This window comes from Pseudomonas baetica, assembly GCF_002813455.1.
GTDB classification, from domain to species: domain Bacteria; phylum Pseudomonadota; class Gammaproteobacteria; order Pseudomonadales; family Pseudomonadaceae; genus Aquipseudomonas; species Aquipseudomonas baetica.
Map to the genome: position 1 here is coordinate 979,763 of NZ_PHHE01000001.1, position 25,367 is coordinate 1,005,129.

Sequence of the window (25,367 nt, forward strand, 5' to 3'; positions counted from 1 at the left end):
GTGTGTAGCCCTCACCGGATTACTCAGCGGGATGGCATTTCATTTTTTTGGTCCGGTGGCCGCCGGCGAATTCGTGGATGTGCTGGACACTCCGTCCCTGCACAGCGAACTCGCGGCCAAAAGCATGCTCACTGGCCTGGCCAGTGCAGGTGAACGTCTGGTCGCCGTCGGCCAGCGTGGCCACATCCTCTTTTCCGATGACGCCGGCCTGCATTGGCGACAAGCGCAAGTGCCGCTCAGTTCAGACCTGGTGGCCGTGCATTTTCCGACACCCCAGCAAGGCTGGGCGGTGGGCCACGATGGCGTGATCCTGCACAGCCGCGACGCCGGCGCGAGCTGGGAGCGCCAACTGGATGCACGGCAGATCGGTGCGTTGCTGCTCGGTTATTACCAGCAGCAATTGATCGCCAGGCCAGGCGATGAAGGCTTGCTGGCGCGGGTCGCCGATGCCCAGCGCATCAACGACGAAGGCGCTGATCAATCCTTTCTCGATGTCTGGTTTCAGGATGAGCAAGTCGGGTATGTGGTTGGCGCCTTCAACCTGATTTTTCGCACTGAAGACGGCGGGCGCCATTGGACGCCCTGGCTGGACCGCACCGAAAACCCTGGCGCCCTGAACCTCTATGCGCTGCGCCCGATTGGTGATCAGTTGTACATCGTTGGCGAACAAGGTCTGGTATTGAAACTGGATCCGTTGGCCGGGCGTTTCAACGCCACGCCGATGCCCTACAACGGTTCGTTTTTCGGCATCACCGGCAAACCGGGCGTGGCCCTGGTGTATGGCCTGCGCGGCAATGTGTATCGCAGCGTCGATGAAGGCATGAGCTGGAGCAAGGTCGAACTCGGCCTGCCGCTGACCATCACCGCAGGCACCGTCACTGCTGACGGACGCATCCTGCTGCTCAGTCAGGCCGGGCATGTGCTGCTCAGTGCCGACAATGGCGCCAGCTTCACGCTTCAGCCGGAAAACGGTCTTGCCCCGGTGGCCGCTGCACAGGTGTCCAGCTCTGGCGTCCTGGTGGTTGCAGGCGCGCGCGGCCTGCGCCAGTTGCCTTTCGAATGAGCCCATTCCCACTATTAGAAAGAGAGCCGTTGCCTCATGGGTAAATACGAACTCGATACGATGCCGGTTATTCGCGAGCTCAAGGGCTTCGATGCACGCTCCGGCAATCGTCTGGAACGCCTTATTTTCAACAACCGCCTGTGGGTGGTTCTGGCTTGTCTGCTGGTGACGGTCACCTTGAGCTATTTCGCCGTTTCGCGGCTGTCGCTCAATGCCAGTTTCGAGAAGATGATTCCGCACAGTCAGCCCTTTATCAAAAACTACCTGGATAACCGCCAGGCCCTGCGTGGTCTCGGCAATTCAGTGCGGGTGGTGGTGGAAAGCAGCGATGGCGACATCTTCGACCCGCACTATCTCGACGCGCTGAAGCAGATCAGCGACGAGCTGTTCCTGATGCCCGGCGTGGATCGCGCCTGGATGAAATCGCTGTGGACCCCGACCGTGCGCTGGACAGAGGTCACTGAAGAGGGTTTTCAGGGCGGCCCGGTGATGCCCGATTCCTATGACGGTTCGCCGCAGTCGGTACAGCAACTGCGGATGAACATCGCCCGTTCCGGCATCGTCGGCAGCCTGATCGGCAATAACTTCAAGTCCAGCATGATCTTCGTGCCTTTGCTGGAGAAAGACCCGGTCACCGGGAAATCCATCGACTACCACGCGTTCTCGCGCCAGCTAGAAGACAAGCTGCGCAACCGTTATGAATTTTCCGGGCAAAGCGCCTCACCCGGCTCGGGCGAGGAGGGCACCGGCCCGATCAAGATCCGCGTCATCGGTTTTGCCAAACTGGTGGGTGACCTGATCGATGGCTTGATGCAAGTGATGCTGTACTTTGCGGTCGCTGCGTTGATTACCACCGCGATCATTTTCTACTTCACCCGTTGCGCTCGCAGCACCGCGCTGGTGATCAGTTGTTCGGTGGTCGCCGTGGTCTGGGAACTCGGGCTGGTGGCGCTGTTCGGCTTCGAGCTGGACCCGTTCTCGATCCTGGTGCCGTTCCTGGTATTTGCCATCGGTGTGTCCCATGGCGCGCAAAAGATGAACGGCATCATGCAGGACGTGGGGCGCGGCACCCACCAACTGGTCGCCGCGCGTTACACCTTTCGGCGCCTGTTCCTCGCAGGGCTGACGGCGTTGCTCGCCGATGCAGTGGGCTTCGCGGTGCTGATGCTGGTCGACATTCCGGTGATTCAGGACTTGGCGATCACAGCGAGCATTGGCGTTGCAGTGTTGATCTTTACCAACCTGGTATTGCTGCCGGTGTTGCTCTCGTATTTCGGCGTCAGTCGCCAGGCGGCCGAGCGCAGTTTGCGTGCCGAGAATCAACCCGGGCCAGGCAAGGGGCTCTGGACTCTTCTCGAGCGTTTCACCGAACGGCGCTGGGCCAGCGGGGCCATCGCCATTGCGGGTTTGCTGGCGATTGGCGGCCTGGTCGTCAGCTCGCACCTGAAAATCGGCGACCTCGACCCTGGTGCTCCGGAGTTGCGTTCGGACTCGCGCTACAACCGCGACAACGCCTACATCACCGCCAACTATTCGCTGTCCAGTGACCAGTTCGCGATCATGCTCAAGACCCCGAGCGAAGGCTGTCTGAAGTACGAAACGCTGGTGGAGGCGGATCGACTGGGCTGGTTGCTGCAGCAGCAGCCGGGGGTGCAGACCACGGTTTCGCTGGTCAACGCGGTGCGGCAGATCACGGCGGGTTCGTTCGAGGGCAATCCTAAATGGCTGACCCTGGCGCGTAATCAGAACGTCTTGAACTACGCGGCGCAACAGGCCTCGGTCAACAACCCGGAGCTGTTCAACAGCGATTGCTCGATGATGCCGGTCATTGCCTACCTGTCAGACCACAAGGCCGAAACCCTCGACCGGGTGGTGCAGGTGTCGCAAGCCTTCGCCAACGAACACAGCACGGCGGATCGTCAGTTCATGCTGGCGGCGGGCAGCGCCGGAATCGAGGCGGCGACCAACATTGTCGTGCGCGATGCCAACCACACCATGCTGCTCTACGTGTATGCCGCGGTGATCGTGTTGTGCTTCATCACTTTCCGCAGTTGGCGCGCGGTGGTGGTGGCGGTGGTGCCGCTGGTGCTGACTTCGATTCTGTGCGAGGCGCTGATGGTCTGGCTGGGCATGGGCGTGAAAGTCGCGACGTTGCCGGTCATTGCCTTGGGCGTCGGTATTGGCGTGGATTACGCGCTGTACCTGCTAAGCGTGCAATTGGCTCAGCAACGGGCCGGTCTTTCATTGACCGAGGCCTACCGCAATTCAGTGCGCTTTACCGGCAAGGTGGTGGCGCTGGTCGGCATAACGCTGGCGGCGGGCGTGGTCATCTGGGCCTGGTCACCGATCAAGTTCCAGGCCGACATGGGCATTCTGCTGACGTTCATGTTCATCTGGAACATGGTCGGAGCGCTGGTGCTGATTCCTGCGCTGTCGCATTTTTTGCTCAAGCGTGCGCATTGAAACAAGACCAAGGTCGCCAATCGCTACCCTGTAGCGCCGAATCACGTTCGACGCTACAGGACGACAAAGCTTATTCCTTGTTTTCAGATGCAACCTGAGCCAGCAGTTTGTCCAATGCTGCCCGGGAAAAATAACGACCGTCCTTGATGACCGCACTAATTTTGTCGAGGTTCTCCACTGCCGCAATCGGGTTGTCATCCAGGAGTACCAGGTCAGCGGTTTTTCCAGCCTCGACTGTACCCAGGGTGTCACTCAGGTTGACGTACTCAGCACCGTTCAGCGTGGTCATCTGCAAGATTTTCAACGGTGTCAGACCTGCCTTTGCAAGCTCGGTAAATTCCTGGTGTAACGAAAAGCCTGGAACCAGCCAGCCGGCCCCATCCGAGTCATCGCCGGCAAGCAGGCGCACGTCAGCGTCACTCAGGATCTTGACCATTTTCAGGTTCAGGGCATAAGTGTTTCTCAGCACGTTTCTCTCGGTGTCAGTGAGCTTGCTGTTGTAAGCATCCGTGACGCTGATCCACTCATCACTAATGGATTTTTTGACATAGCGCAGTTTGTCGTTGGATGAAAATTCGGGTTCAAAGGCCAAACTGGCGGATTTGGTGCGAATCAGCGTCGGCACCATCCACGTGCCATTGTCTTTGAAAACCTGCACCGACTGCCGGCACAAATCTGCGTCATAGGTGCTCACCAGCTCGTCGAACTGGTTGATGGCGGCGGGGGTCAACAGGGTAGAAGGGTTGATAATGGTTTTTTTCAAAATGGGCATGAGCAATTTGTCGGCATAAGGCACGTGAGCCAGCAGCGAAAGAAATTTCGGCGGCCGGTGCCCGATGGGATCCCTGAGGGCCTCGCCGTCTTTTGCACAAGTGAGCAATACACCCGGGATAGGACCCATATGCTCAATAGAGTGCATGCCTCTACCTGCGGCTTCGAGCACATTCGCCTCCTCCGTGACATGGCCTAATACCGGGATACCGAGCTTCTTGCCTTCATCGAGTACGGCGAATAACACCTCACTGGAAACAAATGCGATCTTGATGAAATCCGCACCTGCCGCTTTTTGCTTTCTGACCTCAACCAGTGCCTGGTCGACGGTGGAAGCGTTAAGCGGCGTCAGTATCGGACCGGGCATGGATAGCAACGACGGCGCGCCAGTCGGTATGCCAACGCTTCCCGCTTTTCGTTTTTCAAGCAATTCGTAGCTTCCCGACATCTGGCGGAAACTGGTGACGCCGTTCACCAGCAACAATGCGAGATTGGCCGTCGGACGTTCGTCTTCCAGCACATGGGTATGCATGTCCATATAGCCGGGAACCAGGTACTTCCCGGTGGCGTCGATCACCCGCGCATCAGCGATTTTTTCAGTCAGCTCACTTTTCGCAATGCTGACGACCTTGCCGTCGTCGACAAGGACATTGACCCCTGGAGAGAGAGCCCCGTCACGGGTATCTACAACGGTCACATTGGTCAATACGAAGCGGCTTTTCTGCGTGGAGATGTCCACCTTTTCAATGGGGTCCGGGCCGCAACCGACCAGGCTGAGGGCGAGTAGTGAACTTAGCGTTATCAGAATTTTAGTCATCGGTTTCTACCGGTTATGCGGGTGGTTACTGGCGCTGTTTGCAACAGTGCCAATGATGATCAGTAAAAGAGCGGGCAGCGCTTTTCGCCTCGAACGTCGCGGGAAAATTGCCGGAGTTTCACGTGCATGAAAAGAACTGGGAAGATGCCGGAAACATGCAGGTGATCAAAAAACGGCATCGCCAGCGGCGCGTCCGGATGGAGTTCATGCCCCGTGAACGGTATCGCGACTGTCTCGATTGACCGGCAAAGAACACAGGGAAACCTCCTGCCGAAATTGCCTCGATTTTTTCTCTCCCGAGTAATTGACGAGTTGTCTAATTTGTTCCATCCTTCACTGAAATAGACAAAACGTCAATTCAGTGAAGGCTGTGTTGCACAAAAAAACAAAAGGCACACCCTGCGCAGATTGGCGACTGGGGCAAGGCCGAGGTGAGAGAAAAAATGATCAGTTCAGAAGTCAGTTGTGCCGTGCAATTACTGTCTGCGGAATATTGGCGGCGAGTCGATCGGCTTTCGCAGGCTCCTGTGAGCGAGCTTTACGCGGCGTCCGGTGTGATGCAAATCAGTACGATGCGTTGCGAGGGACAAGCGCAAATCGAGCGGTTTTTCGCAGAACGCACCCTTAGCGAAGAACAGGCTCAGCGCACCACGCGGCATATCACGGGGGGGCTGGCAATCGAGGCTCTTTCAGCCTCGCGTTACCGCGTCTACTCCACGGTATTAGTGCTGTCCGGCAACGGTGAGCGGCCCCTTCCTTCCCAAGTCCCCTCCAGCGTGGCCGATTTCGTCGACGTGGTCGTCAGCACGCCCGAAGGCGTCTGGCTGTACGAGAGCCGGACGGCGCAGGCTGTCTTTACCGGCACCGGCGCTCCTTCTTTCGCTCGCTGATACATCACCTGTTGAACACCTGCCCTCCCAGTCATCATCCAGTTAGGAGCTACACCTGTGAGCACATCTCAACAACGCCCTGCCACCTACGTCGCGTGCGTTCCGCATGTACCGCTGTTGGCGATCCAGGAACGAGCAGCCAACCCCGAAATGTGGGCTGTCTACGAAAGTCGAATCGCAGAACTGCGTGCGTTTGACCCCGATCTGGTGGTGGTCTTTGGTGGTGATCATTACGACGGTCTGCATCTGAAACTGATGCCTACCTTTGTCGTGGGCCAGGTGGCCACAGGCCTGTCTGATTGTGGTGGTTTTTCCGGTCCGCTCGATGTGCCCGGCGACATCGCTTACGCCTGTGCACAAACCCTCATTGATGAGGGGTTCGACATCGCCACCTCTTACGCGATGGAAGTCGATCACGGTTTTACCAACGTTATCCATAACTTCCTCGGCGAGCTGGATGCGAAACCTGTGTTGCCTATCCATATCAATGCACTCTGTGACCCAAAACCGAGCTTCAAGCGTTGCCGGGAATTAGGTGAAGCCATGGGTCGATTTGCCGCCACACTCGGCAAGCGAGTGGCCTTCCTGGCTTCCGGCGGCCTTTCCCACCAGACCGACTCGATATTTCCCCAGTACACCACCGCGCCTACCAGCATCATTCGCGACTTTATCGTGCACGGCGGCACCAAGGGTGAGCTGACCCGCGATAAATGGATGGGCGATATCCATGCTGCGATGGCAGGGCTCAACGGCGATCTGCTGGAAGGGCGGTTCCAGGCACCGTGGATCAATAAGGCGTGGGACAAGCAGTTTCTCGAGGTGATCACCAGTGGCGATCTTAAGCAGTTCGACAGTTGGGTGTGCAGCGATGTAACTGAGGCTGCCGGCTACGGCGGTGGCGAAATTCGCCAGTGGATTGCGGCTGTCGCCGCTGCTCAGGTGATGGGTGTCAGCCAGGTGACAGAGGACTATTACTCTGAAGAAACCAAGCTTGCCGTCGGTGTCGGCATCATCCACGGCGCCACAGTCCCGCGATGAGCACGAGTACTGATTCGTCTGTCCCCGTGCTCTTGCTGCATGGGTGGGGCGGCACGTTCCGCTCCTCCTGGGGCGCCAGTCATTGGGTCGAGGCCATCGAATGCACGGGTCGCTCGGTGATCGCGCTGGACTTGCCTGGCCATGGTCAAGCGGGGGGCTCTCTGGACCCGTACGCGTATGCGGATCTGGCGAGCGCGGTACGCGACCTGTTGCCGAAAGTCGGCATTGTCGATGCCATTGGTTACTCGCTTGGTGGCAAGGTGCTGCTCGCCCTTGCCCTTGCCGAACCCGACCGCTTCCGGCGTCTGGTAATCGCCGGGCTGGGCTCGAACGTGTTCAAACCCGAGTCTGCCGGTTCGCTGTTGGCACACGCACTTGAGCAGGGAGTGGACGCACACACGCCGGCGCCGATCAAGGCGTTGGTCGAATACGCACTGCAAGCCGGCAACGACCCAAAGGCCGTCGCCGCGGTGCTGCGACGGCCAGCCAACCCGACAATCCAGGCCGCTCAACTCGCGCGGCTCTACCTGCCGACATTGCTGGTGTGTGGCGATCAGGATGCCGTGGCAATGCCGATTGAGCCGCTGATGACCGCCCTGCCAGAAGCCAGCAGCGTAGTGCTCCCAGGGGTGAATCACCTGGATTTGCTTAGCCAGCGCGAGTGCCGCGATGCGGCGTTGGCCTTCCTGGCGTAACGCCGGGCGCCGTTATGCAGGTCGGACAATTTTCCATGCGCTGTTCTTGATGAGGTAACAGGTATGCAAGGTTCACAAACGCTCGGGTTTCGCCAGCGTTTTCTGCAAAGCACTGCGATGTTCGGGACGTTCATCAAAACCCCCACTTCGCACGCCGTCGAAATAGTCGGTGCTCTCGGGTTTGACTTTGTGGTCATCGACGCAGAGCACGGTCCTTTTGATCGCCGCTCGATCGATACCGCACTGCTGGCTGCGCGGGCATCTGCCACTGCGGCACTGGTGAGAGTCGCTGATAGCGGCGCCGCGCAAATTCTCGCCGCTTTGGACGATGGCGCCGAAGGGGTGATAGCGCCTCATATCGACTCGGTGGCAAAGGCCGAAGCGTTTGTGGCCGCCTGCAAATACTCACGCAAGCGTGGCTTCTCGAACTCGCCGAGAGCCGGCGGCTACGGCGCGAAAGGCCTCTGGCAACACGCCGATGAGGCCGATCAAACGGTGCTCACCATCGCGATGATTGAAGACCCGACAGCCCTTGATTCGATCGACGAGATTGTCTGCGTCGAGGGGTTGGACGCCATCTTCATCGGTCGTGGCGATTTGTGTGTGGCCCTGCAGGATCGCGCACCTGGTATGCCGCTCACCGAACTCGCGACTGCGAAAATAATCGCTGCCGCGCGCCGCGCCGGCAAGGCGATCTGCATGCTCGCCGCAACAGCAGAAGAAGCACATCTATTTCAGCGGCAAGGGGTACGGGGCTTTGTGATTTCTTCCGACCAGGGCTTCTTGCGTTCTGCCGCGTCGCAAGCGCTCGACCGGTATCGATCCTCGTGTTTGAACGCAGGCTAACTTTTTCCGCTCAATCGTGAGAGCCGTCATGTACGACAAAGCAGATCCAAGATCGTCTCTTTATACCAGTGCCGCCGCACAGCGATATGCAGCAGCGCAATATGCACGCTTTTATGAAAAAACGCCGACTGAAGAGCGCGACGGCGAGTACAGGGCCTGGTATGCCCGAGGGCAGAACTTTATCTGTGTTTATCTGGAGGGTCAGGCTGGAGCGGTATTTTCACGACTGGGACAAGTGGACGAGTTTTGCGTTCTCATACCCGACGCAGCGACCGCGTTGGAGATTCAAGCCACGGGTAAAGCAGCGGTTGCCGTTGCAGGCGAATCCATCGCCTTTGTACCGCCCGGCGATAGCAGCATTCGGGTTACCCAATCAGGTCGCCTGGTTCTGATATTCACCACGCGCAGCGCTGATTTGTGTGCCAAATGCATCAACGCCGATTCCTATGTTGACGCCCGGGAGAATATTCCGCCATTCCAGCCTTGGCCGGAGCCTGTCGGGGGTTACCAACTGCGGCACTACCGCTTGAATGTTGCGCCGGCACCGGGCCGCTTTGGGCGGATCTGGCGATGTTCCACGCTGATGATCAATTTCCTCGAGGCGCAGGTTGGGCCCAGAGACGTCACAAAACTTTCGCCTCATCACCACGATGATTTCGAACAGGGCTCGTTCGCCCTGGATGGCGCTTTCGTCCACCACATTCGCTGGCCATGGACGCCCAATCTGCACGATTGGCTAGCCGACGATCACGAGCATTGTGGCTCGCCATCGATCGCCGTCATTCCGCCACCGGCGATCCATACCTCGATGGGTGTCGCGCCGGGCTTGAACCAATTGATCGACATATTTTCGCCACCGCGAATGGACTTCTCGTTGCAGGACGGCTGGGTACTTAACGCAGACGATTATCCGCTTCCGGCTTAGCGACTGAGTGCCAAAACACCGCACATAAAGGGGGTCGCCAGGGAATGCGGTGCTTTTTGCCTTTAAAAACAATGGCCGAAAGACTGAATCACACATCACACAAAAACAAAAAAAGGTGTCGAAATGCGTGCGATAGAAAAGTTGCTTAAACCGAGTTGTTTGTCAGTCGCAGTGGGGCTTGCCAGTAGTGCGGCGCTTCCGGCATTTGCTTTTACGTTCAATGCCGGAGAGATAGAGGGGCAGTTCGACTCATCACTGAGCGTGGGGGCCAGTTGGGGGCTGGAAGATGCTGACCCCAAACTGATTGGTCGCAATAACGGTGGTAAAGGCTTTGCCCCGGGTTCAGATGATGGTCGCCTGAACTTCAACAAGGGTGAAACCTTTTCGAAGATCTTCAAAGGCCTCCACGAACTGGAGCTGAAGTATGGCGACACCGGGGTATTTGTCCGCGGAAAATACTGGTACGACTTTGAATTGAAAGATGAAAACCGTGAGTTCAAAGACATCAGCGACCACAACCGCAAAGAGGGCGACAAGTCGTCCGGTGCCGAATTCCTCGATGCATTCGTTTATCACAATTACAAGGTGAACGATCAGGTGGGCAGTGTGCGGTTGGGCAAGCAAGTCGTCAGTTGGGGGGAGAGCACTTTTATCCAGGGCGGCATCAACTCGATCAACCCGGTGGACCTGTCGGCTTTCAACCGGCCTGGCGCGGAGATCAAAGAGGGCCTTATTCCGGTCAACATGCTGTATGTCTCGCAAAGCCTGACCGAAAACCTTTCGGCCGAGACCTTTTATCAGTTGGACTGGGAGCAAACGCTGCTTCCTAACTGCGGCACTTATCTCTCGCCGGTGGACTTCGTCGCGGACGGCTGCGAGGGGCTGGCTGTCGGGCCCAACTTGTCGAACAACAACCTGGCTAAAGCAGCGTTACAACCCTTCGGCATCAATCTGGGGCAGGAGGGGATCATCCTGCCGAGAGCGCAGGACAAAGATGCGCGAAATAGCGGGCAGTGGGGGTTGGCGCTTCGACTGTACGTGCCTGAGATAGAGACCGAGTTCGGTGGGTATGTGATGAACTATCACAGTCGTCTGCCCTACGTGAACACCATTGGTGGCCCTCATGTGGTCGATCAGGGTTACTTGCCGCAGTTGTGCGCCAACATAGGGTTTCCCAATACGGCGGCTTGTTCGGGGGCGCTTGGCCCGGCCCTGAACACGTTGGGCCAGGCGTATCGCCTGGGCACCTCGAGTTATCAGGTGGTTTATCCGGAAGACATCCGTCTTTACGGACTTAGTTTCGCCACGACGCTACCGACGGGTACTGCGCTATCGGGGGAGATCAGTTATCGCCCTAATCTACCGTTGCAGATAAACGCACTCGATGAAGCCTCCGCTGTACTCAACAGCCCTGCATTGTCTCCACCATTGGCCAATGGCACTTATACCGCTGCCAACAATGCGGTGTTCGAAGGCTATGAGCGCAAACCGGTCACCCAGGCGCAGGTCACTGCACTGCATATGTTTGACCAGGTAATGGGTGCCGAGCGCTTCACGGTAATGGGGGAAGTCGGGGTTGTGTACGTCAGCGGCCTGGATGGCAAGGGCGGCGTACGTTACGGCCGTAACCCGGTATTTGGCCAAGGCGAGTTGTACCCCGACAATAACGTTTGCAAAGCTGGCAACGGACTGACTGCTTACAACTGCAATGAAGACGGCTTCACCACGCGTACCTCGTGGGGCTACCGCTTGCGCGCAGTCTGGGAATATTCGGGGCTGATTCCTGCGGTCACTCTGAGGCCAAACCTGGCCTGGTCCCATGACGTTGATGGCTACGCGCCTGAGCCTGGTTTCAATGAAGGCAGCAAGGCACTGAGTATCGGCCTGGATGCGGAATATCAAAACACCTATACGGCTAGTATTTCCGCCACTGATTTTTATGGCGGCGATTACAACATGAGCCGCGACCGTGACTTCGTCTCGCTGAGCCTCGGCGTGAACTTTTAAGCTGGAGAACAATAATGAAACGCTTAATGACTGGTGCTGCATTCGGGCTGTTGTTTCTGTCCGGTTTATCCTTTTCCGCGGTGTCGCCGGAACAGGCCGCGCAATTGGGTAAAACCCTTACGCCATTGGGCGCGGAGAAGGCAGGTAATAAGGACGGCACGATTCCCGCCTGGACCGGAGGCTTGGCAAGAAACACGGGTAAAGTGGTCGACGGTTATGTTGAAAATCCGTATGCAGCCGAGAAGCCACTGTTCGTCATTGACGCCAAAAATGTCGATAAATACAAAGACAAGCTGAGCCCTGGGCAGGTGGGTATGTTGAAACGCTACCCGGATACTTATCGCCTGCCGGTGTACACCACTCATCGCAGTGCCGCGGTTCCGGACACCATTTATAAAACTGCCGCTGAAAACGCCTTGACCGCGAAGGTGGTTGATGTTGGCCTGGTTGACTTCAAAGTCGCTTATCCGTTTCCTATGCCGCAAACCGCTTTGGAAGTGATGTGGAATCACATCACCCGATACCGTGGGCCGATTCAACGCTATAACAGCATTCAGGTCACACCGGAAAAAAACGGCGACTTCATACCGGTGAATTTTTACCGGGAGTTTGGCTATCGCGATCAAGTTAAAGCGCTGCAAACGCCAGATACCGACAATGTTTTCTATTTTTTCAAATCGGTCGTGACAACCCCGGCGCGTCTCGCCGGGAATGTGCTGTTGGTTCATGAAACATTGAATCAGGTACAGAATCCGCGCTTGGCCTGGATGTACAGCGGTGGCCAGCGCAGAGTTCGTCGCGCACCACAGGTGGCTTATGACAGCCCTTATACGGGCGCAGAGGGGCAGCGTGTCAGTGATAATGGCGACATGTTCAACGGTGCCATGGATCGTTACGATTGGAAGCTGGTGGGCAAGCGGGAGATGTATATCCCGTATAACGCCTATAGCCTGATGTCGCCGAAACTCAAGTACACCGATATCGTCAGGCCAGGCCATATCAATCCCGATTTGACCCGTTACGAACTTCACCGGGTATGGGAAGTTGAAGCTACGCTGCGACCGGGAGAACGCCATATTTACGCCAAGCGTTCCTATTTCATTGATGAGGACACTTGGCAAATCGTGCTGGCTGACCATTACGACGGCCGCGGCACACTATGGCGCGTAGGCAAAGGCCATCTGACCGAATTGTATGACCAGCAGATTCCATGGTTGGCGGTTGAAACGCTCTACGACTTGTTAAATGGTCGGTATATCGCCTCCGGCATGAAAAACGAAGACCACAATCCAATGGTATTTGGTGGCGAAGCCGTTTCATCCGAATTCACGCCGTCGGCATTGAGAAGCACGGGTATCCGCTAGGCGTAACGCTGCTGCAAATAGGGAAAAGTGAACATAACGTTTGGTGGAGATAGTGATGAGTACGACTTCAACCGTTTTTACCGATGGCGCCGAACTGACCTATGACATCGAAGGCACAGGCCCGCTGCTACTGTTGGTGGCAGGCGGAAATGGCGAGAGCATGCGCTTCGCACCGCTATCGGCCCACCTGGCCAACCGCTACACCGTCATCAAATACGATCGCCGCGCGAATGGTCGCAGTGGCGGTGACAAAACCGCAGAAATGAGCATGGCGCAGGCCGGCCGCGACGCGGCCGCCATCATCGAGGCGGCAGGTCGGGGCAAGGCCTTTGTGTTTGGCAACAGCGCTGGCGCCAATATCGCGTTGCAGCTCACTCAGGCTCACCCGCAACTGGTTCGTGGCGCGGTCATTCATGAACCGCCTGTCAGCGACTTCCTGCCTGAACCGGATGCCAGTAAGTGGCGTGCATTTTTTGATAACGTTTACGCCGTTTTCCTTGCAGAAGGCGCCGGCCCTGCCATGCGTCTGTTCGCGACGACGATGGTGGGGTTCGAGCGAAATGTGCTGGCGGCCCCGGGCGACCAGGCCGGTGGCGACCATGAGCGTTTCCTCGCCCATGAATTCCGCCATATCAACAGTTTTTTACCGGACCTGACGGCCCTGCGTAACGGCGCAGTGCCGTTGGCGATGGCCGTTGGGCGGGCCAGTACCGGGGCGTTCTACGCGCAGACTGCTCACGAATTGGCCAAGCAGTTACCCTGCCCGTGTGCGCAGGTGGTCGGCAATCACTTGGGGTATGCCTTCGAAGCAGAGCAATTTGCCAATGACCTGGACCTGATTCTCAAGGGCTTTCCCCGGGCCAGCGAATAAATGCGCAGCGCGCAGGAAGGAGTGGGCATATGAAGATTATTTGCATCGAAGAACATACCGTGGATGCTGACCTCGCCAATGCGACGCGTGAAGCGCAGGCCGCAGAAGCGGGATACATGGCGGACTGGGGCAGTCGGGTAGTCGACAAACATCCAGAGGGGGTGGTGAACCGCCCGTATCTGGTGCCTTACGCCGAGTCCCTCGAACTGGCTCGCGATGTGGGGGCCGGACGCATCGCAGAAATGGACAAGCATGGCATCGACATGCAGATCGTCTCATACAGTGGATCAACGCAATTGGCTCCGGCCGAACAAGCTGTGGAGCTGGCGCAGGCGCTGAATGATCGCCTGGCTGAGGCGGCGCGTGCCAATCCCACGCGTTTTGGCGGGTTCGCAACGTTGCCCTGGCAACATCCGCAAGCGGCGGCCGACGAACTTGAGCGGGCCGTTAAAAGCCTTGGCATGAAAGGCACGCTGTTGACTGGCAGGCCGGGCCAAACATTTCTTGATGATCCGCGTTATGAGCCGGTGCTGGCCAAGTTGAACGAACTGCAAGTGCCGATCTATGTTCACCCCGGCGCTCCCTTGCCGCAGGTTCGCGAGGCTTATTATGGGGGCCTGGACAAAGAGGTCAGTCGCGGTTGTCACTCTTTGGTTGGGGTAGCACAACGAAGCCGGTGTGCAGGTGATCCGCATGATGCTCAGTGGCGTCTTTGAAAAACACCCACGGTTGCAGGTTATCAGTGGCCATTGGGGCGAGATGGTGCCGTTCTATCTCCAGCGTCTTGATGACGCTATTCCACAGGAGGCCAGCGGGCTCTCTCAGTCGATAACCGAGACCTACAAAAAACACGTGCATGTCACTCCCAGTGGCATGTTTGATTTACCGCACTTTGAATTCATTCATAAGGTGTTGGGGGCGGATCGGATTATCTACTCGGTCGATTATCCCTACCTGACCCTTTCCGCTGCCCGGGCATTTCTGGAAAACCTGCCGATCAGTCAGGAAGATAAAGAGAAGATCGCCTACCGTAACGCCGAAACGTTATTTCGGTTGTAGTGTGATTACACAGCGACGCGCGGACCCTGTCCGACGCGTTGCCTTTTCTTTTCAATGCGAGCGTTTGCTACGATCTGAATCGAAGCTCAGTGAGTTAGAATTGCGCAGTCGAATATTTTGAAGAAGGGAGATCAGATCACGAACACCTCAGCCAACCACTCGGCAGGAAAACCCAAGGTTGTCCTGGATAAGCGCGCACGCACCCGTGCGGCCATACTTGATGCCACCTTTCAGGTTATCGGGCACGAACATGGCAGGCTGGCGCGAGTCGAGCAAATCACCGAAATCGCCAAAATCGCTCGTCCGACGTTCTATACCTACTTCAGCAGCATGGAAGAGTTGTTTTCAGCGTTGTCGTTCGAGTTGAGCCACGATTTCAACAATGCTGTAACGGCTTATTCGCAGACATTCACCAATGCTGCAGAAACCAAGTCGTTTGCAATTCGTTCCTACCTGACCAAAGCCGCCGCGGACCATCAGTGGGGGTGGGGAATGATCAACCTCAGCTATGGCGCACCCCTGTTTGGCGCCGATACCAACGCTGCTGCGATGGCAACGGTGCAAGCGGGCATGGACAGCGGAATCTTCAAGGTTACCGATGTGCGAGTCGGTCGGGACATGGTGCTTGGCGCGGCTTTGGCGGGAATGAAAACGCTTATGAGCGAACCCTGTCCGGATGATTATCCGGAAACCATCACGCGCCACATACTGATCAGCCTGGGAGTAACGCCTGCGCGAGCAGACAAGCTGGTGCGCGTACCGCTTCCGGATATCGCTACGCTGATGGGCTACTGCGCCGATTCTGATCAGCCGGAGTAGCAGCCAACCGCGCAGGCCGTGACAGTTCTGCTCGGCATTTCGTTTGCGTCCTCGCTACCGGTCCGGTAGAGAACATGCCAGCGCACGTTCTCTACTGGGCCGCCTCTACGATTAGTTGCTCGCCAGATCGCTCTGTTTTTTAGCTAGGCGCGGAAAAATGGCCAGCGCATTCTCGCGCATGAATGCCTTGTGCATGGCGCTGGTGATCTGAGTCGCATTGTCCAGATCGGCGACCAGTTTTATCGCCAGGGCTTCAGGAGTAAATGGCCAGTCACTGCCGTACAGAATGTGCGAAGGGTCAGCCACATGTAACAGCGCATCCAGCGCCACCGGAACCGGGAAACCCGCCAGGTCGTAGTACAGTCGGCGCAAGCTTTCATGCAGTTTTTTATCCTTCTGGTGGCCGACACCGAATGCGCCAAACGCGGCGGCACGCTCAGCCAGTAACGGCACCGCAGCCCCGGCATGGGGCACGATGACTTTAATATCCGGGTAACGCTCCAGGGTGCCTGACAGGATCAGATTGAACACCGCGCGAGTGGTTTCGAAAATGAACTCCATCATCGGATACGGATAGTTCAGCGGCTGCAAGGCGGTGGTGTCCTGACAGCAAGGACAATGGGGGTTTGTCGGGTGAATGAACAGTGTTCCCTGACGACGGTTTATCGCGGCGAAGACGCGTTCGAGTTTTTCATCCCCCAGATACAGGCCATGGAAGTTGGTTTCCATGACAATGCCATCGGCGCCCAGTACATCAAACGCGTAGTCGATCTCGCGCAGTGCGCCTTCCACATCCGGAAGCGGCGTAACGGCAAACAATCCAAAACGATCAGGGTGCGCCTTGACCGCTTTCGCACCTTCTTCGTTACAGTAACGGGCCATCTTGCACGCAGCCTGGTCGTCACCAAAATGCAGGCCCGGGGCGGAAATCGACAGCATGGAGGTCTGGATGCCGAGCTTGTCCATGACGCTCAGGTGCTGTTCGACGCTCCAGGATGGAATACCCGGCATGCCAGAAGGCTTGCTATGGCCTGCGGCAATGAGTGCCTTGCGATAGTCCTCTGGAATGTAATGCGTATGGACGTCGATGCGACCTTTCAGGTTTTTCGGTGTATCGGTATTGCCAGGCGCGTTGGCAGCCGCCGCAGGATCGGTATTGGCGTGTGCCGGCAAGATGGCTGCGCCCGCAGCCAAGCCGATCAAACCGGTCACAAAATTACGTCGCGGAATCCGGGTCGATTCTTCGTTCTGATCTTTGGACATTTCCAGCCTCTGTTTTTTTCAGGTGAGTGAAAGCCACGCGGTGATCAGCGGCGAGGTAATCGCCCATTGATCTTGCGGGTATAAATGCGCCGATCGGTGCAGTAAAAACGTGGCTTAAGCTACATTTCGCTTTGTTGAATGCACTTGTCGGAAGCGCCGGTGGTCAAGGGGAACAGGCGTTAGGAGGCAGTTTTCAGACCGTAAAAAACTGACAGCGCAGGGCGAAAACAAGGTGGGAGCGGTGAGGGTCGTTGGCAACGTTGTCGAGTTCATTGGACATACCTTGTTGTTATTTTTGATAGTCAACTTTGGGACTACGGCGAGCGCTCTGAAAACCTGCGGCTGCGCTGAAGGGCTGTTCCAGCGGCAGGTTTGAGCGCCCTGATATAAATTGACGAATTGTCTAATTGCGTGAATCCTATTGCTGGATAGACAAAACGTCAATAGTGCGAATTCATCGGTTTTCAAAAGAATCATCCGCCCAGGCAGTGTGAATCCGGTCTTCAGAAGTGCTCCGCATCCAAACGGAACAGGTCTCTGCTGCCTGCGCGAATCGATGTGTCCAGACTCTCGATGCGTGGCAACAAACGGCTGAAGAAGAACGCCGCCGTCGCCTGTTTCGCCTGGTGGAACGGGCTGTTGTCTTTCGCCACCCCAGCCATGCGTGCCCACATGTAGGCGTAGGCCACGTAGCCGAAGAGCTGCAAATACTCCACGCAGGAACTGCCGACTAGGTTGGCGTCCGATCTGGCGTGTTGCATCAGCCAGTCGCTGAGGGCTTCGAGGCGTTGGACAGTCGCGGCCAGTTCGACGGTATAGGGCGCGTTCGATTGCTGGATGAATTGTTCGATTTCCTGGGTGAATATCCGCAGCGCCGCGCCGCCATTAGCGAGCACTTTTCGTCCCAGCAGATCCAGCGCCTGGATGCCGTTGGTGCCTTCGTAGATCTGCGCGATGCGCACGTCGCGAACCAATTGCTCCTGGCCCCATTCGCGAATGTAGCCGTGGCCGCCAAACACTTGCTGGCCGAGTACGCAGCTGTCGAGCCCGGTGTCGGTGAAGAACGCTTTGGCCACGGGCGTCAGCAGCGCCACGAGTTGCGCGGCCCGCTGCTGTTCGCCGGCGTTATCGGAAAACTTCGCCAGGTCCAGTTGCTGGCCTACATAGCAGGCGAACGCGCGGCCACCTTCGGTCATGGCTTTCATGTTCAAGAGCATGCGGCGCACGTCGGGGTGGACGATGATCGGGTCAGCGATCCTGTTGGCTGCAATCGGTCCGCCCGGTGCGCGGCTTTGCAGCCGATCGCGGGCATAGGCGCGTGCATTCTGGTACGAGGCTTCGGCGCAGCCCAGGCCCTGGATACCGATGGACAGGCGCTCGTAATTCATCATGGTGAACATGGCGGCCAGGCCTTTGTTTTCCTCGCCGATCAACCAACCTTGCGCGTCATCGAAGTTCATCACACACGTGGCCGAGGCCTTGATGCCCATCTTGTGTTCGATGGAGCCGCAACCGACAGCATTGGTGTCGCCCAGCGAACCGTCATCGTTGACCAGGCGCTTGGGCACCAGGAACAGCGAAATGCCTTTGGGGCCAGCCGGTGCATCCGGCAGTTTGGCCAACACCAGGTGGATGATGTTTTCAGTCAGGTCCTGCTCGCCACCGGTGATGAAAATCTTGCTGCCGCTGATGCGGTAGCTGCCATCGGCCTGGGCCTGGGCCCGGGTTCGAATCAGGCCCAGGTCGGTGCCGGCGTGGGCTTCGGTCAGGCACATCGACCCGGCCCAGCGGCCTTCGTACATGGGCGGCAAATAGCGATTTTTGAGTTCGGCACTGGCATGCGCATCGATGGCCAGGCACGCCCCGGAGCTCAGGGCCGAATACAGCGCAAAGCTACAGTTGGCGGCGTAGAGCATCTCTTCGAAGCATACAGCGAGCATCTTCGGCATACCCATGCCACCGAACTGCGGGTTACCGCTCAAGCCTACCCAACCGCCTTCGGTATAGGTCGCATAGGCCTCCTTGAAGCCGACGGGCGTGCGCACCTGCCCTTGATGCCATTGCGCGCCTTCTTCGTCGCCGCTGCGGTTGAGCGGGGCGAGGAGGGCGCCCGTGATCCTGCCGGCTTCGTCGAGAATCGCCTCGGCGGTTTGCCAATCGAGGGTCTCTGCCAGTGCAGGAAGGCGCGCCCAGAGGGCGGGTGCGGCAAAAACCTCGTTCAGCACAAAGCGCATGTCGGTTAACGGAGCATTGAATTCGAGCATTGCAAAACCTCGGTGGCGGTGGGGCAAAAAATTATTCTTAGAAATCTATTGATGACTCTATCAAATATGATGACTATATCAATAACCCGCGTCGGGGCTTTTTTCGCCTCAGGCACGGGCACCACAAAAACAACACCAAAAACAGGATGAAGTCATGAGTGCGATACACCCGCAAACCACCGCGCAAACTGTCGCCGCCTCGGTTGACAAAAGCATTGCCCTGCAGGACTACGCGCGTTCGCTGATCCCGACATTGAAAGCCCGCAGCAAGGAAACCGCTGCCCTCGGTCGCCTGCCCGCCGAAACCATCGCTGACCTGGAAGCCGGCGGTCTGCTGAGCATGACCACGCCGCGCCAGTTCGGTGGCGACGCGGTATCCGTGCGTACTTTCCTCAACGTAGTGACCGAACTGGCCCGTGCCGATGCCGGCGTGGCCTGGGTCACCGCGCTGACCAACGTCACCACCTGGTGCGCAGCGACTTTCTTTGGCGCTGAGGCCGCCGAGGAAGTCTTTCGCGGTGCCAAACCTGCACGCGTGACGGGCGTACTGTCGCCACGCAAGGCCGTGGTGAAAAAGGTTGAAGGCGGTTATCTGATCGAAGAGGGTATCTGGGGGTTCAACTCAGGCATCTACCACGCGACCTGGGACATGCTGGGCATTCCGCTGGTCGATGCCAGCGGCAAAGTGGTGGACCAGGGCGTCGCGCTGATCCCCGTCGAGCAGATTGAAATTCTCAACGACTGGAACGTGATCGGTATCAGCGCCAGCGGCAGCTCCAGTGTGTCGGTGAAAAACGTGTTCGTGCCGGACGCGCGCATCGGTTCGGTCACCCGGGCCATCGAGGGCGATTATCCGTCCACCCACCTGGCCGGCGAACCGTTGTTCCAGACGGCCTGCATGCCAATGCTGGCAATCATCCTGGCGTTCCCGGCTCTGGGCCTGGGCATTGCGGCGCTGGAAACCTTCCTGGAAACCCTGCCGCGACGCAGCATTCAGTATTCGTGGTACGCCAAGCAATCCGAGGCCCCCATCACCCACCTGCAAGTGGGCGAAGCGTCGGCCAGGATCGAGGCTGCGCGCACCATTCTTGAACGTCATGCCGATGCCATGGACGCCGCCGCGGCTTCTGGCGTCTACATGGACTTCCAGGAGCGCGCCAAGGTGCGTCGCGACGTCGGCTTCGCGGAAACGCTGATCTGGCAAGGTGTCGACATGCTCGCATCGGCCTCCGGGGGCTCGCTGGCTTCCGCCAACAACCCGATGACCAAAATCTGGCAAGACGCCCGGATCGCTTCGTTGCACGGCATCGTTTCCCCGAACACCAACTTCGAAACCTACGGCCGGATCCTTTGCGGCATGACGCCCGGCACGCCGTTTATCTAAACGAGCTTCGGCGGGTATCAACGAGGAGTTTGGTTATGCAAGTTCGCGATGTAGATGCGCGGTCGTTTCGCCGCGTAATGGGCAAGTTCGCCACCGGCGTCACGGTGGTCAGTTTTATCCATGAAGGCCAGCCCACCGGCATGACCGCCAACGCCTTCATGTCGCTGTCGGTCGACCCGCCCATGGTGCTGATTGCCGTCCGTACCCAGGCGCGTTTCGCCAGCAGCATCAAGCCTGGGGATGCCTTCGGTATCAGTTTTCTGCGCGAGGATCACGAAGGGGTGAGCAGCCATTTCGGTGGTCGCCCGGTCCCTGACCACAGCCCGTCATTCATTGACCTGGGCGCGGCCCCGGTACTGGAAGGCGCCTTGGTGCAGCTGTCGGTTCGAGCGAATGCCATGCACGTCGGTGGCGATCACCTGATCTACACCGCTGACGTCGAGGCGCTGGAAGAATCGGACGGGCGCCCACTGCTGTTTTTCTCCGGCGCCTACAAGCAACTGCACGCCCTCGATCCGGCCACCTGCTGGTTTGATCTGAGCTAACAACAAAAAAGGAGCACAGCATGATTGCCATACGTGACATTGCCTACGTGCGCTATCAGGTTCCCGATCTCAATGCGCACGCTGACTTCCTGCGGGATTTTGGCCTGCTGCACTACGCACAAAACGCCACCTCGCTACAGATGGCGAGCTACGGCGGCGGCTACCCGGTCTACCTGGCCACGCCAGGACCCAACAAGGCCGTGGGTGTCGGCTACCGGGTTGCCAGCCTGGACGATCTGCACCGCGTGGCGGCGCAGTTCGATGTGCCTGTTCTAGACAATGAAGAGTTGGGGGCGGGTTCAATCGTGACCCTGCATGACCCCGATGGCGGACGCGTGGATTTGCTGTTCGGCGGCGATGTGATCAGCTCGCAATCGGTGCGCCCGGCGTTGCAACTGAACACCGCTGACAAGCGTCAGCGTCTGGGCAGCACCAACCGAGTGGCGGTGCAGGCTTCCCACGTGATGCGCCTGGGCCACGTGGTTCTGAAGACCGTCGATTTTCCGGCCATGTTCGCCTTCTATCAGGACGTGCTCGGGCTGCGGGTTTCCGACAGTTACTACGGTGGCTCGCAGACCAATACCGTCGCGGCTTTCATGCACTGCGGCCTGGGCGATGAGTTCACCGATCATCACACGGTGGCCTTGCTCAACCTGGGCGCCATGGAACGCGGGTTCGATCATTGCGCGTTCGAGGTGCTGGACTGGGATGACTTGTCCTGCGGCAACCAGTACCTGACGCAACAACAGCACCGTCACTCCTGGGGCATTGGCCGGCATGTGCAGGGCAGCCAGGTGTTCGACTACTGGCTGGACCCGGCCGGCAACAAGATCGAGCACTGGACCGACGGTGACCTGGTCAACGACGCCACCCCGGTGACCCATGAGCCGCTGACGCCCGATGCGCTGTCCCAGTGGGCCCCGCCTTTGAACCCCGAATTCCTGGCTTGAGCCACGTACCGATTAAGGAATCTTTCCATGAAACTCGCTCGTTACAGCTACAACGGCACCACCTCCATCGGCCGCGTCGAGGGTGATCGCCTGATCGACCTCGCGGCATTGTTGCCCGCGGGTGCCGCCGACGTCGCCGCCGTACTGGCTTTGCCGCACGTGCTGGCCGAAGCTGCGCCCTTGAAGTTACCGCGCAGAACAGCATCGCCCTGGACCAGGTGCGCCTGCTGGCGCCCATTCTGCGTCCCGGCAAATTCATGTGCCTGGGCATGAACTACAAGGACCACGAAGAAGAAGCGCGCCGCCTGGGCGTAGCCATTCCGACTTCCCAGGTCTGGTTCAGCAAGCAGATCACCTGCATCACCGGTCCTTATGACGACGTGCACTTCCCGCAAGTGGTCGAGCGCCTCGATTACGAAGCGGAAATGGGCGTGGTGATCGGCAAGGGCGGGCGTCGTATCAGCGAGGCGGATGCCTTGCAACACGTGGCCGGTTACTTCGTCGCCAACGATGTCAGCGCCCGTGACTGGCAGGCCAAGAGCCCGACCTGGACCCTGGGTAAATCGTTCGACACCCACGGTCCGATCGGCCCATGGATCGTCACCGCCGACGAGATCGCCGACCCGCAGCAACTGATGGTGAGCCTCAGAGTCAACGGTGAGCGCCGTCAGCATTCGTCGACCGAATTGATGACCTACAGCATCGCCAAACAGATTGCGTACCTCAGCGAAGTGATGACCCTGGAGCCCGGCGACATCCTGATCACCGGTACCCCGGCGGGTGTTGGCATCGCCATGCAGCCACCGACTTACCTGCAGGTAGGTGATGTGGTGCGGGTGGAAATCGAAGGCATCGGCCATATCCAGAACACCATCGTCGCTGAGCCCCGCTGAGTCAGTGCCGGCCGATCCGCATCGGCCGGCAACCTTGTGCTGATACAACAACAAGAGGAGCCCTGCCATGGCAGCCCGCAGCAAAAAAATCATCATCACTTGCGCGATCACCGGTTCCATTCATACGCCGTCGATGTCGCCGTATCTGCCCATCACCCCGGACCAGATTGCCCGTTCCGCCATCGAAGCCGCCGAGGCCGGGGCAGCGGTGGTGCACTTGCACGCGCGTGATCCGCACAGCGGTTTCCCCAGCCAGGACCCGGCCCTGTACGAGCAGTTTCTGCCGCAGATCAAGCGCGAATCGAATGTGGTGATCAATCTCACCACGGGCGGCTCGCCCACCATGAGCGTGGAAGAACGCATTGAACCGGCGATACGCTTCAAGCCGGAAGTGGCGTCGCTCAACATGGGCTCGATGAACTTCGGCATGTACGAGCTCTTGCAGCGCTACAAAGAGTTTAAGCACGACTGGGAAGAGTCATACCTGGCCAACAGTGACGAGCGCATCTTCCGCAACACCTTCAAGGACATTGCCCACATCCTCACGGCGTGCAGCGAGCAGGGCACCCGTTTTGAAATCGAGTGCTACGACATCGGCCACCTGTACACCGCGGCGCATTTTCGTGAGCGCCTGCTGGTCAAGGACCCGCTGTTCATCCAGTCGGTATTCGGCATTCGTGGCGGCATCGGTACGCACCCGGAAGACATCGCCCACATGAAGCGCACTGCCGACCGTCTGTTTGGCGACACCTACAACTGGTCGGTGCTTGGCGTCGGTGCCCAGCAGCCGCGCATCGCAACCCAGTCATTGCTGCTCGGCGGGCATGTGCGCGTGGGGCTGGAGGACAACCTGTGGCTGAGCAAGGGTCGCCTGGCGCAGAGCAATGCCGAGCAGGTCCGCGCCATCAAGGGCGTGATCGAATCGCTCGGCTTCGAAGTCGCCAGCGCTGACGAAGCGCGGCAAATCATGCAACTCAAAGGGCATGGCAACGTGGCGTTCTGACCGCCACGCCCGCACACCCTGACTACCTGAAACAACCGCCAACGCCTGCCGCCACCTGCGGCAGCGTCGGCGTGCGCGCCTGATTTGCCGACATCGACAGATCAGCCCACGCAATCGCTCATCGATGCCAATAAAAACAAGAGTCATACGGGAATTTTATGAATACCAACCTTGCGTTGAAACCACAGTCCCTGCTCGGCCCTTTGGCGGGCCTCGGTCTGTTGCTCTGCAGTACGCAAGCCTGCCAGGCGATGAATTTCAATATGCCCACGTCAGCGGGCATCGAGTCCGCACAAATGGGCGGCGCATCCATGGCGTTCGCGCAGTCGAGCATGATCGCCAGCGACAACCCCGCCGGCATGGCCGACCTGGGTAACCGCGTGGACGGTGGCCTGCAGATGTTCTTCGGCAGTTTTCGCTCCAGCTTCGGCAACGAAAACAACAAGGATGATTTCAAGGTGAAAGTGCCGATTCTCAGCGGCGGCTTCAACCATGTGATCGATGAGCGCATGTCGGCGGGCATGTCGGTCTACTCCATCGGTTCCGGCTCCGATTACAGCCATGCTGCGGTGCCGGACATGGGTTTTCCCGCGGTGAAGACCAAGATGATGTACGTCAACTTCGCCCCGACCCTGTCGTACAAAGTGACGCCGGATTTCGCCGTGGGCGTGTCGGCGCTGATCGGTGTCCAGCAACTTCAGGCCCGTGGCCTGGTGGTGCCGGGCGCCGATGGCACGCCGGCGTTGTCACCTACCCATGGTATTTCTACCTCCATGGGCTATGGCTGGCGGGTAGGGGCTTTATGGAAGATCAACCCGTTGCTCAGCGTCGGTGGTTCCTACTCGCCAAAAATGCGTTTCGGCGACGCGGACGGGTACAAGGATGACCTGTTGGCAATTGCTGGCGGCCACTTGGATCTGCCAGAGCAATATGGCGTTGGCCTGGCCTTGCACGTCACCGACGACCTGACCGTGGCGGCGGATTACCTGCGAATCGGCTGGAGCGATGTCGGCTTTCTCAATAACCCCGTCGGCGCCGGGCTCAACGATCAGAATGTCTACCGTGTTGGCGCATCCTGGAACGCCACTCCATCGGTGACCCTGCGCGCGGGCTTCAAGCGCGCCAGTGCCGCGGTCGATTCTGAGCACACCGCGGCCAACTACTATTCGCCGGGCATTCTCAACAACTCGGTCTCTACCGGTTTCACTTACCACTTGCCTGGGCAAACCGATATTTCCCTCGGCTACGAGTACCATTTGCCCGAGACCGTTCGTGGCAGCGGGCCGAGCACCGGCAGCAACATCGGTGCGCACTATTCCCAGGTTCTGCTGGGGCTGGGCATGAAATTCTGAACCAGGCAGCGGTACCGCTCTCGACGGTGGTGCCGCTGCGTTTTGCCAACCGGGGTCGCGGCTGTCATGGCCGGGTTGAGTCGGG

Annotated in this window: 23 protein-coding genes; 20 read left to right on the forward strand and 3 right to left on the reverse strand. The window is 58.4% G+C overall.

All coding sequences use genetic code 11. From position 1 onward, the window contains the following. Positions 1-31 precede the first annotated feature (31 nt). Together ATI02_RS04455 and ATI02_RS04460 are read left to right on the forward strand one after the other, a co-directional pair. A complete protein-coding gene (locus ATI02_RS04455) occupies positions 32-1,063 on the forward strand; it encodes a WD40/YVTN/BNR-like repeat-containing protein (protein ID WP_238156264.1) in 1,032 nt (343 codons plus the stop codon). A 36-nt stretch (positions 1,064-1,099) separates the two neighbouring features. Beyond that, positions 1,100-3,526, forward strand: a complete 2,427-nt coding sequence (locus ATI02_RS04460) for an efflux RND transporter permease subunit (protein WP_100845549.1) — start codon at positions 1,100-1,102, stop codon at positions 3,524-3,526. A gap of 70 nt (positions 3,527-3,596) precedes the next feature. Here the strand turns inward: ATI02_RS04460 and ATI02_RS04465 are convergent, their stop codons facing one another. Beyond that, on the reverse strand, positions 3,597-5,114 hold the full coding sequence (locus tag ATI02_RS04465; protein ID WP_100845550.1) for an amidohydrolase family protein: 1,518 nt from the start codon (positions 5,112-5,114) through the stop codon (positions 3,597-3,599). Between the two features lie 443 nt (positions 5,115-5,557). Here ATI02_RS04465 and ATI02_RS04470 point away from each other — a divergent pair, with 443 nt between their 5' ends. The 11 genes from ATI02_RS04470 to ATI02_RS04515 all read left to right on the forward strand — a co-directional run bounded on the left by ATI02_RS04470 (position 5,558) and on the right by ATI02_RS04515 (position 15,628). Further along, positions 5,558-6,004: a nuclear transport factor 2 family protein gene (locus ATI02_RS04470; RefSeq protein WP_100845551.1), complete on the forward strand. Its 447-nt coding sequence runs from the start codon at positions 5,558-5,560 to the stop codon at positions 6,002-6,004. 57 nt (positions 6,005-6,061) lie between these two features. Further along, positions 6,062-7,042 (forward strand): DODA-type extradiol aromatic ring-opening family dioxygenase, encoded by a 981-nt coding sequence (locus ATI02_RS04475; protein WP_157815128.1) that lies wholly within the window; start codon positions 6,062-6,064, stop codon positions 7,040-7,042. 26 nt (positions 7,043-7,068) lie between these two features. Continuing rightward, a complete protein-coding gene (locus ATI02_RS04480) occupies positions 7,069-7,737 on the forward strand; it encodes an alpha/beta fold hydrolase (RefSeq protein WP_161555383.1) in 669 nt (222 codons plus the stop codon). Between the two features lie 63 nt (positions 7,738-7,800). Beyond that, on the forward strand, positions 7,801-8,583 hold the full coding sequence (locus ATI02_RS04485; RefSeq protein ID WP_100845554.1) for an HpcH/HpaI aldolase family protein: 783 nt from the start codon (positions 7,801-7,803) through the stop codon (positions 8,581-8,583). A 28-nt stretch (positions 8,584-8,611) separates the two neighbouring features. Beyond that, the gene (locus tag ATI02_RS04490) at positions 8,612-9,508 is read left to right on the forward strand and encodes a cupin domain-containing protein (RefSeq protein ID WP_100845555.1); all 897 of its coding nucleotides are present in this window, start codon (positions 8,612-8,614) and stop codon (positions 9,506-9,508) included. Positions 9,509-9,631: 123 nt separating this feature from the next. Then, entirely contained in the window at positions 9,632-11,515 is a 1,884-nt protein-coding gene (locus tag ATI02_RS04495; protein WP_100845556.1) for a DUF1302 domain-containing protein, read from the forward strand. A 14-nt stretch (positions 11,516-11,529) separates the two neighbouring features. After that, positions 11,530-12,879: a DUF1329 domain-containing protein gene (locus ATI02_RS04500; protein WP_100845557.1), complete on the forward strand. Its 1,350-nt coding sequence runs from the start codon at positions 11,530-11,532 to the stop codon at positions 12,877-12,879. Positions 12,880-12,934: 55 nt separating this feature from the next. Further along, positions 12,935-13,750: an alpha/beta fold hydrolase gene (locus tag ATI02_RS04505; RefSeq protein ID WP_202864020.1), complete on the forward strand. Its 816-nt coding sequence runs from the start codon at positions 12,935-12,937 to the stop codon at positions 13,748-13,750. 29 nt (positions 13,751-13,779) lie between these two features. Beyond that, on the forward strand, positions 13,780-14,466 hold the full coding sequence (locus ATI02_RS33070; protein WP_202864019.1) for an amidohydrolase family protein: 687 nt from the start codon (positions 13,780-13,782) through the stop codon (positions 14,464-14,466). Continuing rightward, complete coding sequence (locus ATI02_RS33075; protein ID WP_202864018.1) at positions 14,444-14,809, forward strand: amidohydrolase family protein; 366 nt, start codon at positions 14,444-14,446, stop codon at positions 14,807-14,809. Before ATI02_RS33070 ends, ATI02_RS33075 begins: the two co-directional genes overlap by 23 nt. A gap of 117 nt (positions 14,810-14,926) precedes the next feature. Next, positions 14,927-15,628: a TetR/AcrR family transcriptional regulator gene (locus ATI02_RS04515; RefSeq protein ID WP_157815129.1), complete on the forward strand. Its 702-nt coding sequence runs from the start codon at positions 14,927-14,929 to the stop codon at positions 15,626-15,628. 111 nt (positions 15,629-15,739) lie between these two features. Here ATI02_RS04515 and ATI02_RS04520 read toward each other — a convergent pair whose 3' ends face one another. Both ATI02_RS04520 and ATI02_RS04525 read right to left on the reverse strand, forming a co-directional pair. Further along, positions 15,740-16,891, reverse strand: coding sequence for an amidohydrolase family protein (locus ATI02_RS04520; RefSeq protein WP_202864017.1), 1,152 nt, complete (start codon positions 16,889-16,891; stop codon positions 15,740-15,742). Positions 16,892-17,394: 503 nt separating this feature from the next. Next, positions 17,395-19,155 (reverse strand): acyl-CoA dehydrogenase C-terminal domain-containing protein, encoded by a 1,761-nt coding sequence (locus tag ATI02_RS04525; RefSeq protein WP_100845560.1) that lies wholly within the window; start codon positions 19,153-19,155, stop codon positions 17,395-17,397. Positions 19,156-19,309: 154 nt separating this feature from the next. Here ATI02_RS04525 and ATI02_RS04530 point away from each other — a divergent pair, with 154 nt between their 5' ends. From ATI02_RS04530 to ATI02_RS04555, 7 genes are all read left to right on the forward strand, one after another. Then, positions 19,310-20,539: an acyl-CoA dehydrogenase family protein gene (locus ATI02_RS04530; RefSeq protein ID WP_100845561.1), complete on the forward strand. Its 1,230-nt coding sequence runs from the start codon at positions 19,310-19,312 to the stop codon at positions 20,537-20,539. Between the two features lie 35 nt (positions 20,540-20,574). Then, the gene (locus ATI02_RS04535) at positions 20,575-21,084 is read left to right on the forward strand and encodes a flavin reductase family protein (protein ID WP_100845562.1); all 510 of its coding nucleotides are present in this window, start codon (positions 20,575-20,577) and stop codon (positions 21,082-21,084) included. A gap of 20 nt (positions 21,085-21,104) precedes the next feature. After that, positions 21,105-22,034 carry a VOC family protein gene (locus ATI02_RS04540; RefSeq protein ID WP_100845563.1) on the forward strand — a complete coding sequence of 310 codons (930 nt, stop codon included), beginning with the start codon at positions 21,105-21,107 and terminating at the stop codon, positions 22,032-22,034. A gap of 27 nt (positions 22,035-22,061) precedes the next feature. After that, positions 22,062-22,307 carry an Rv2993c-like domain-containing protein gene (locus ATI02_RS32570; protein WP_238156263.1) on the forward strand — a complete coding sequence of 82 codons (246 nt, stop codon included), beginning with the start codon at positions 22,062-22,064 and terminating at the stop codon, positions 22,305-22,307. Further along, positions 22,304-22,927, forward strand: a complete 624-nt coding sequence (locus ATI02_RS04545; RefSeq protein WP_238156262.1) for a fumarylacetoacetate hydrolase family protein — start codon at positions 22,304-22,306, stop codon at positions 22,925-22,927. The genes ATI02_RS32570 and ATI02_RS04545 overlap by 4 nt, the downstream gene beginning before the upstream one ends. A gap of 67 nt (positions 22,928-22,994) precedes the next feature. Beyond that, a complete protein-coding gene (kce, locus tag ATI02_RS04550) occupies positions 22,995-23,930 on the forward strand; it encodes a 3,5-dioxohexanoate:acetyl-CoA acetone transferase (protein ID WP_100845564.1) in 936 nt (311 codons plus the stop codon). A 158-nt stretch (positions 23,931-24,088) separates the two neighbouring features. Then, on the forward strand, positions 24,089-25,282 hold the full coding sequence (locus ATI02_RS04555) for an OmpP1/FadL family transporter (protein ID WP_100845565.1): 1,194 nt from the start codon (positions 24,089-24,091) through the stop codon (positions 25,280-25,282). Positions 25,283-25,367: the final 85 nt, after the last annotated feature.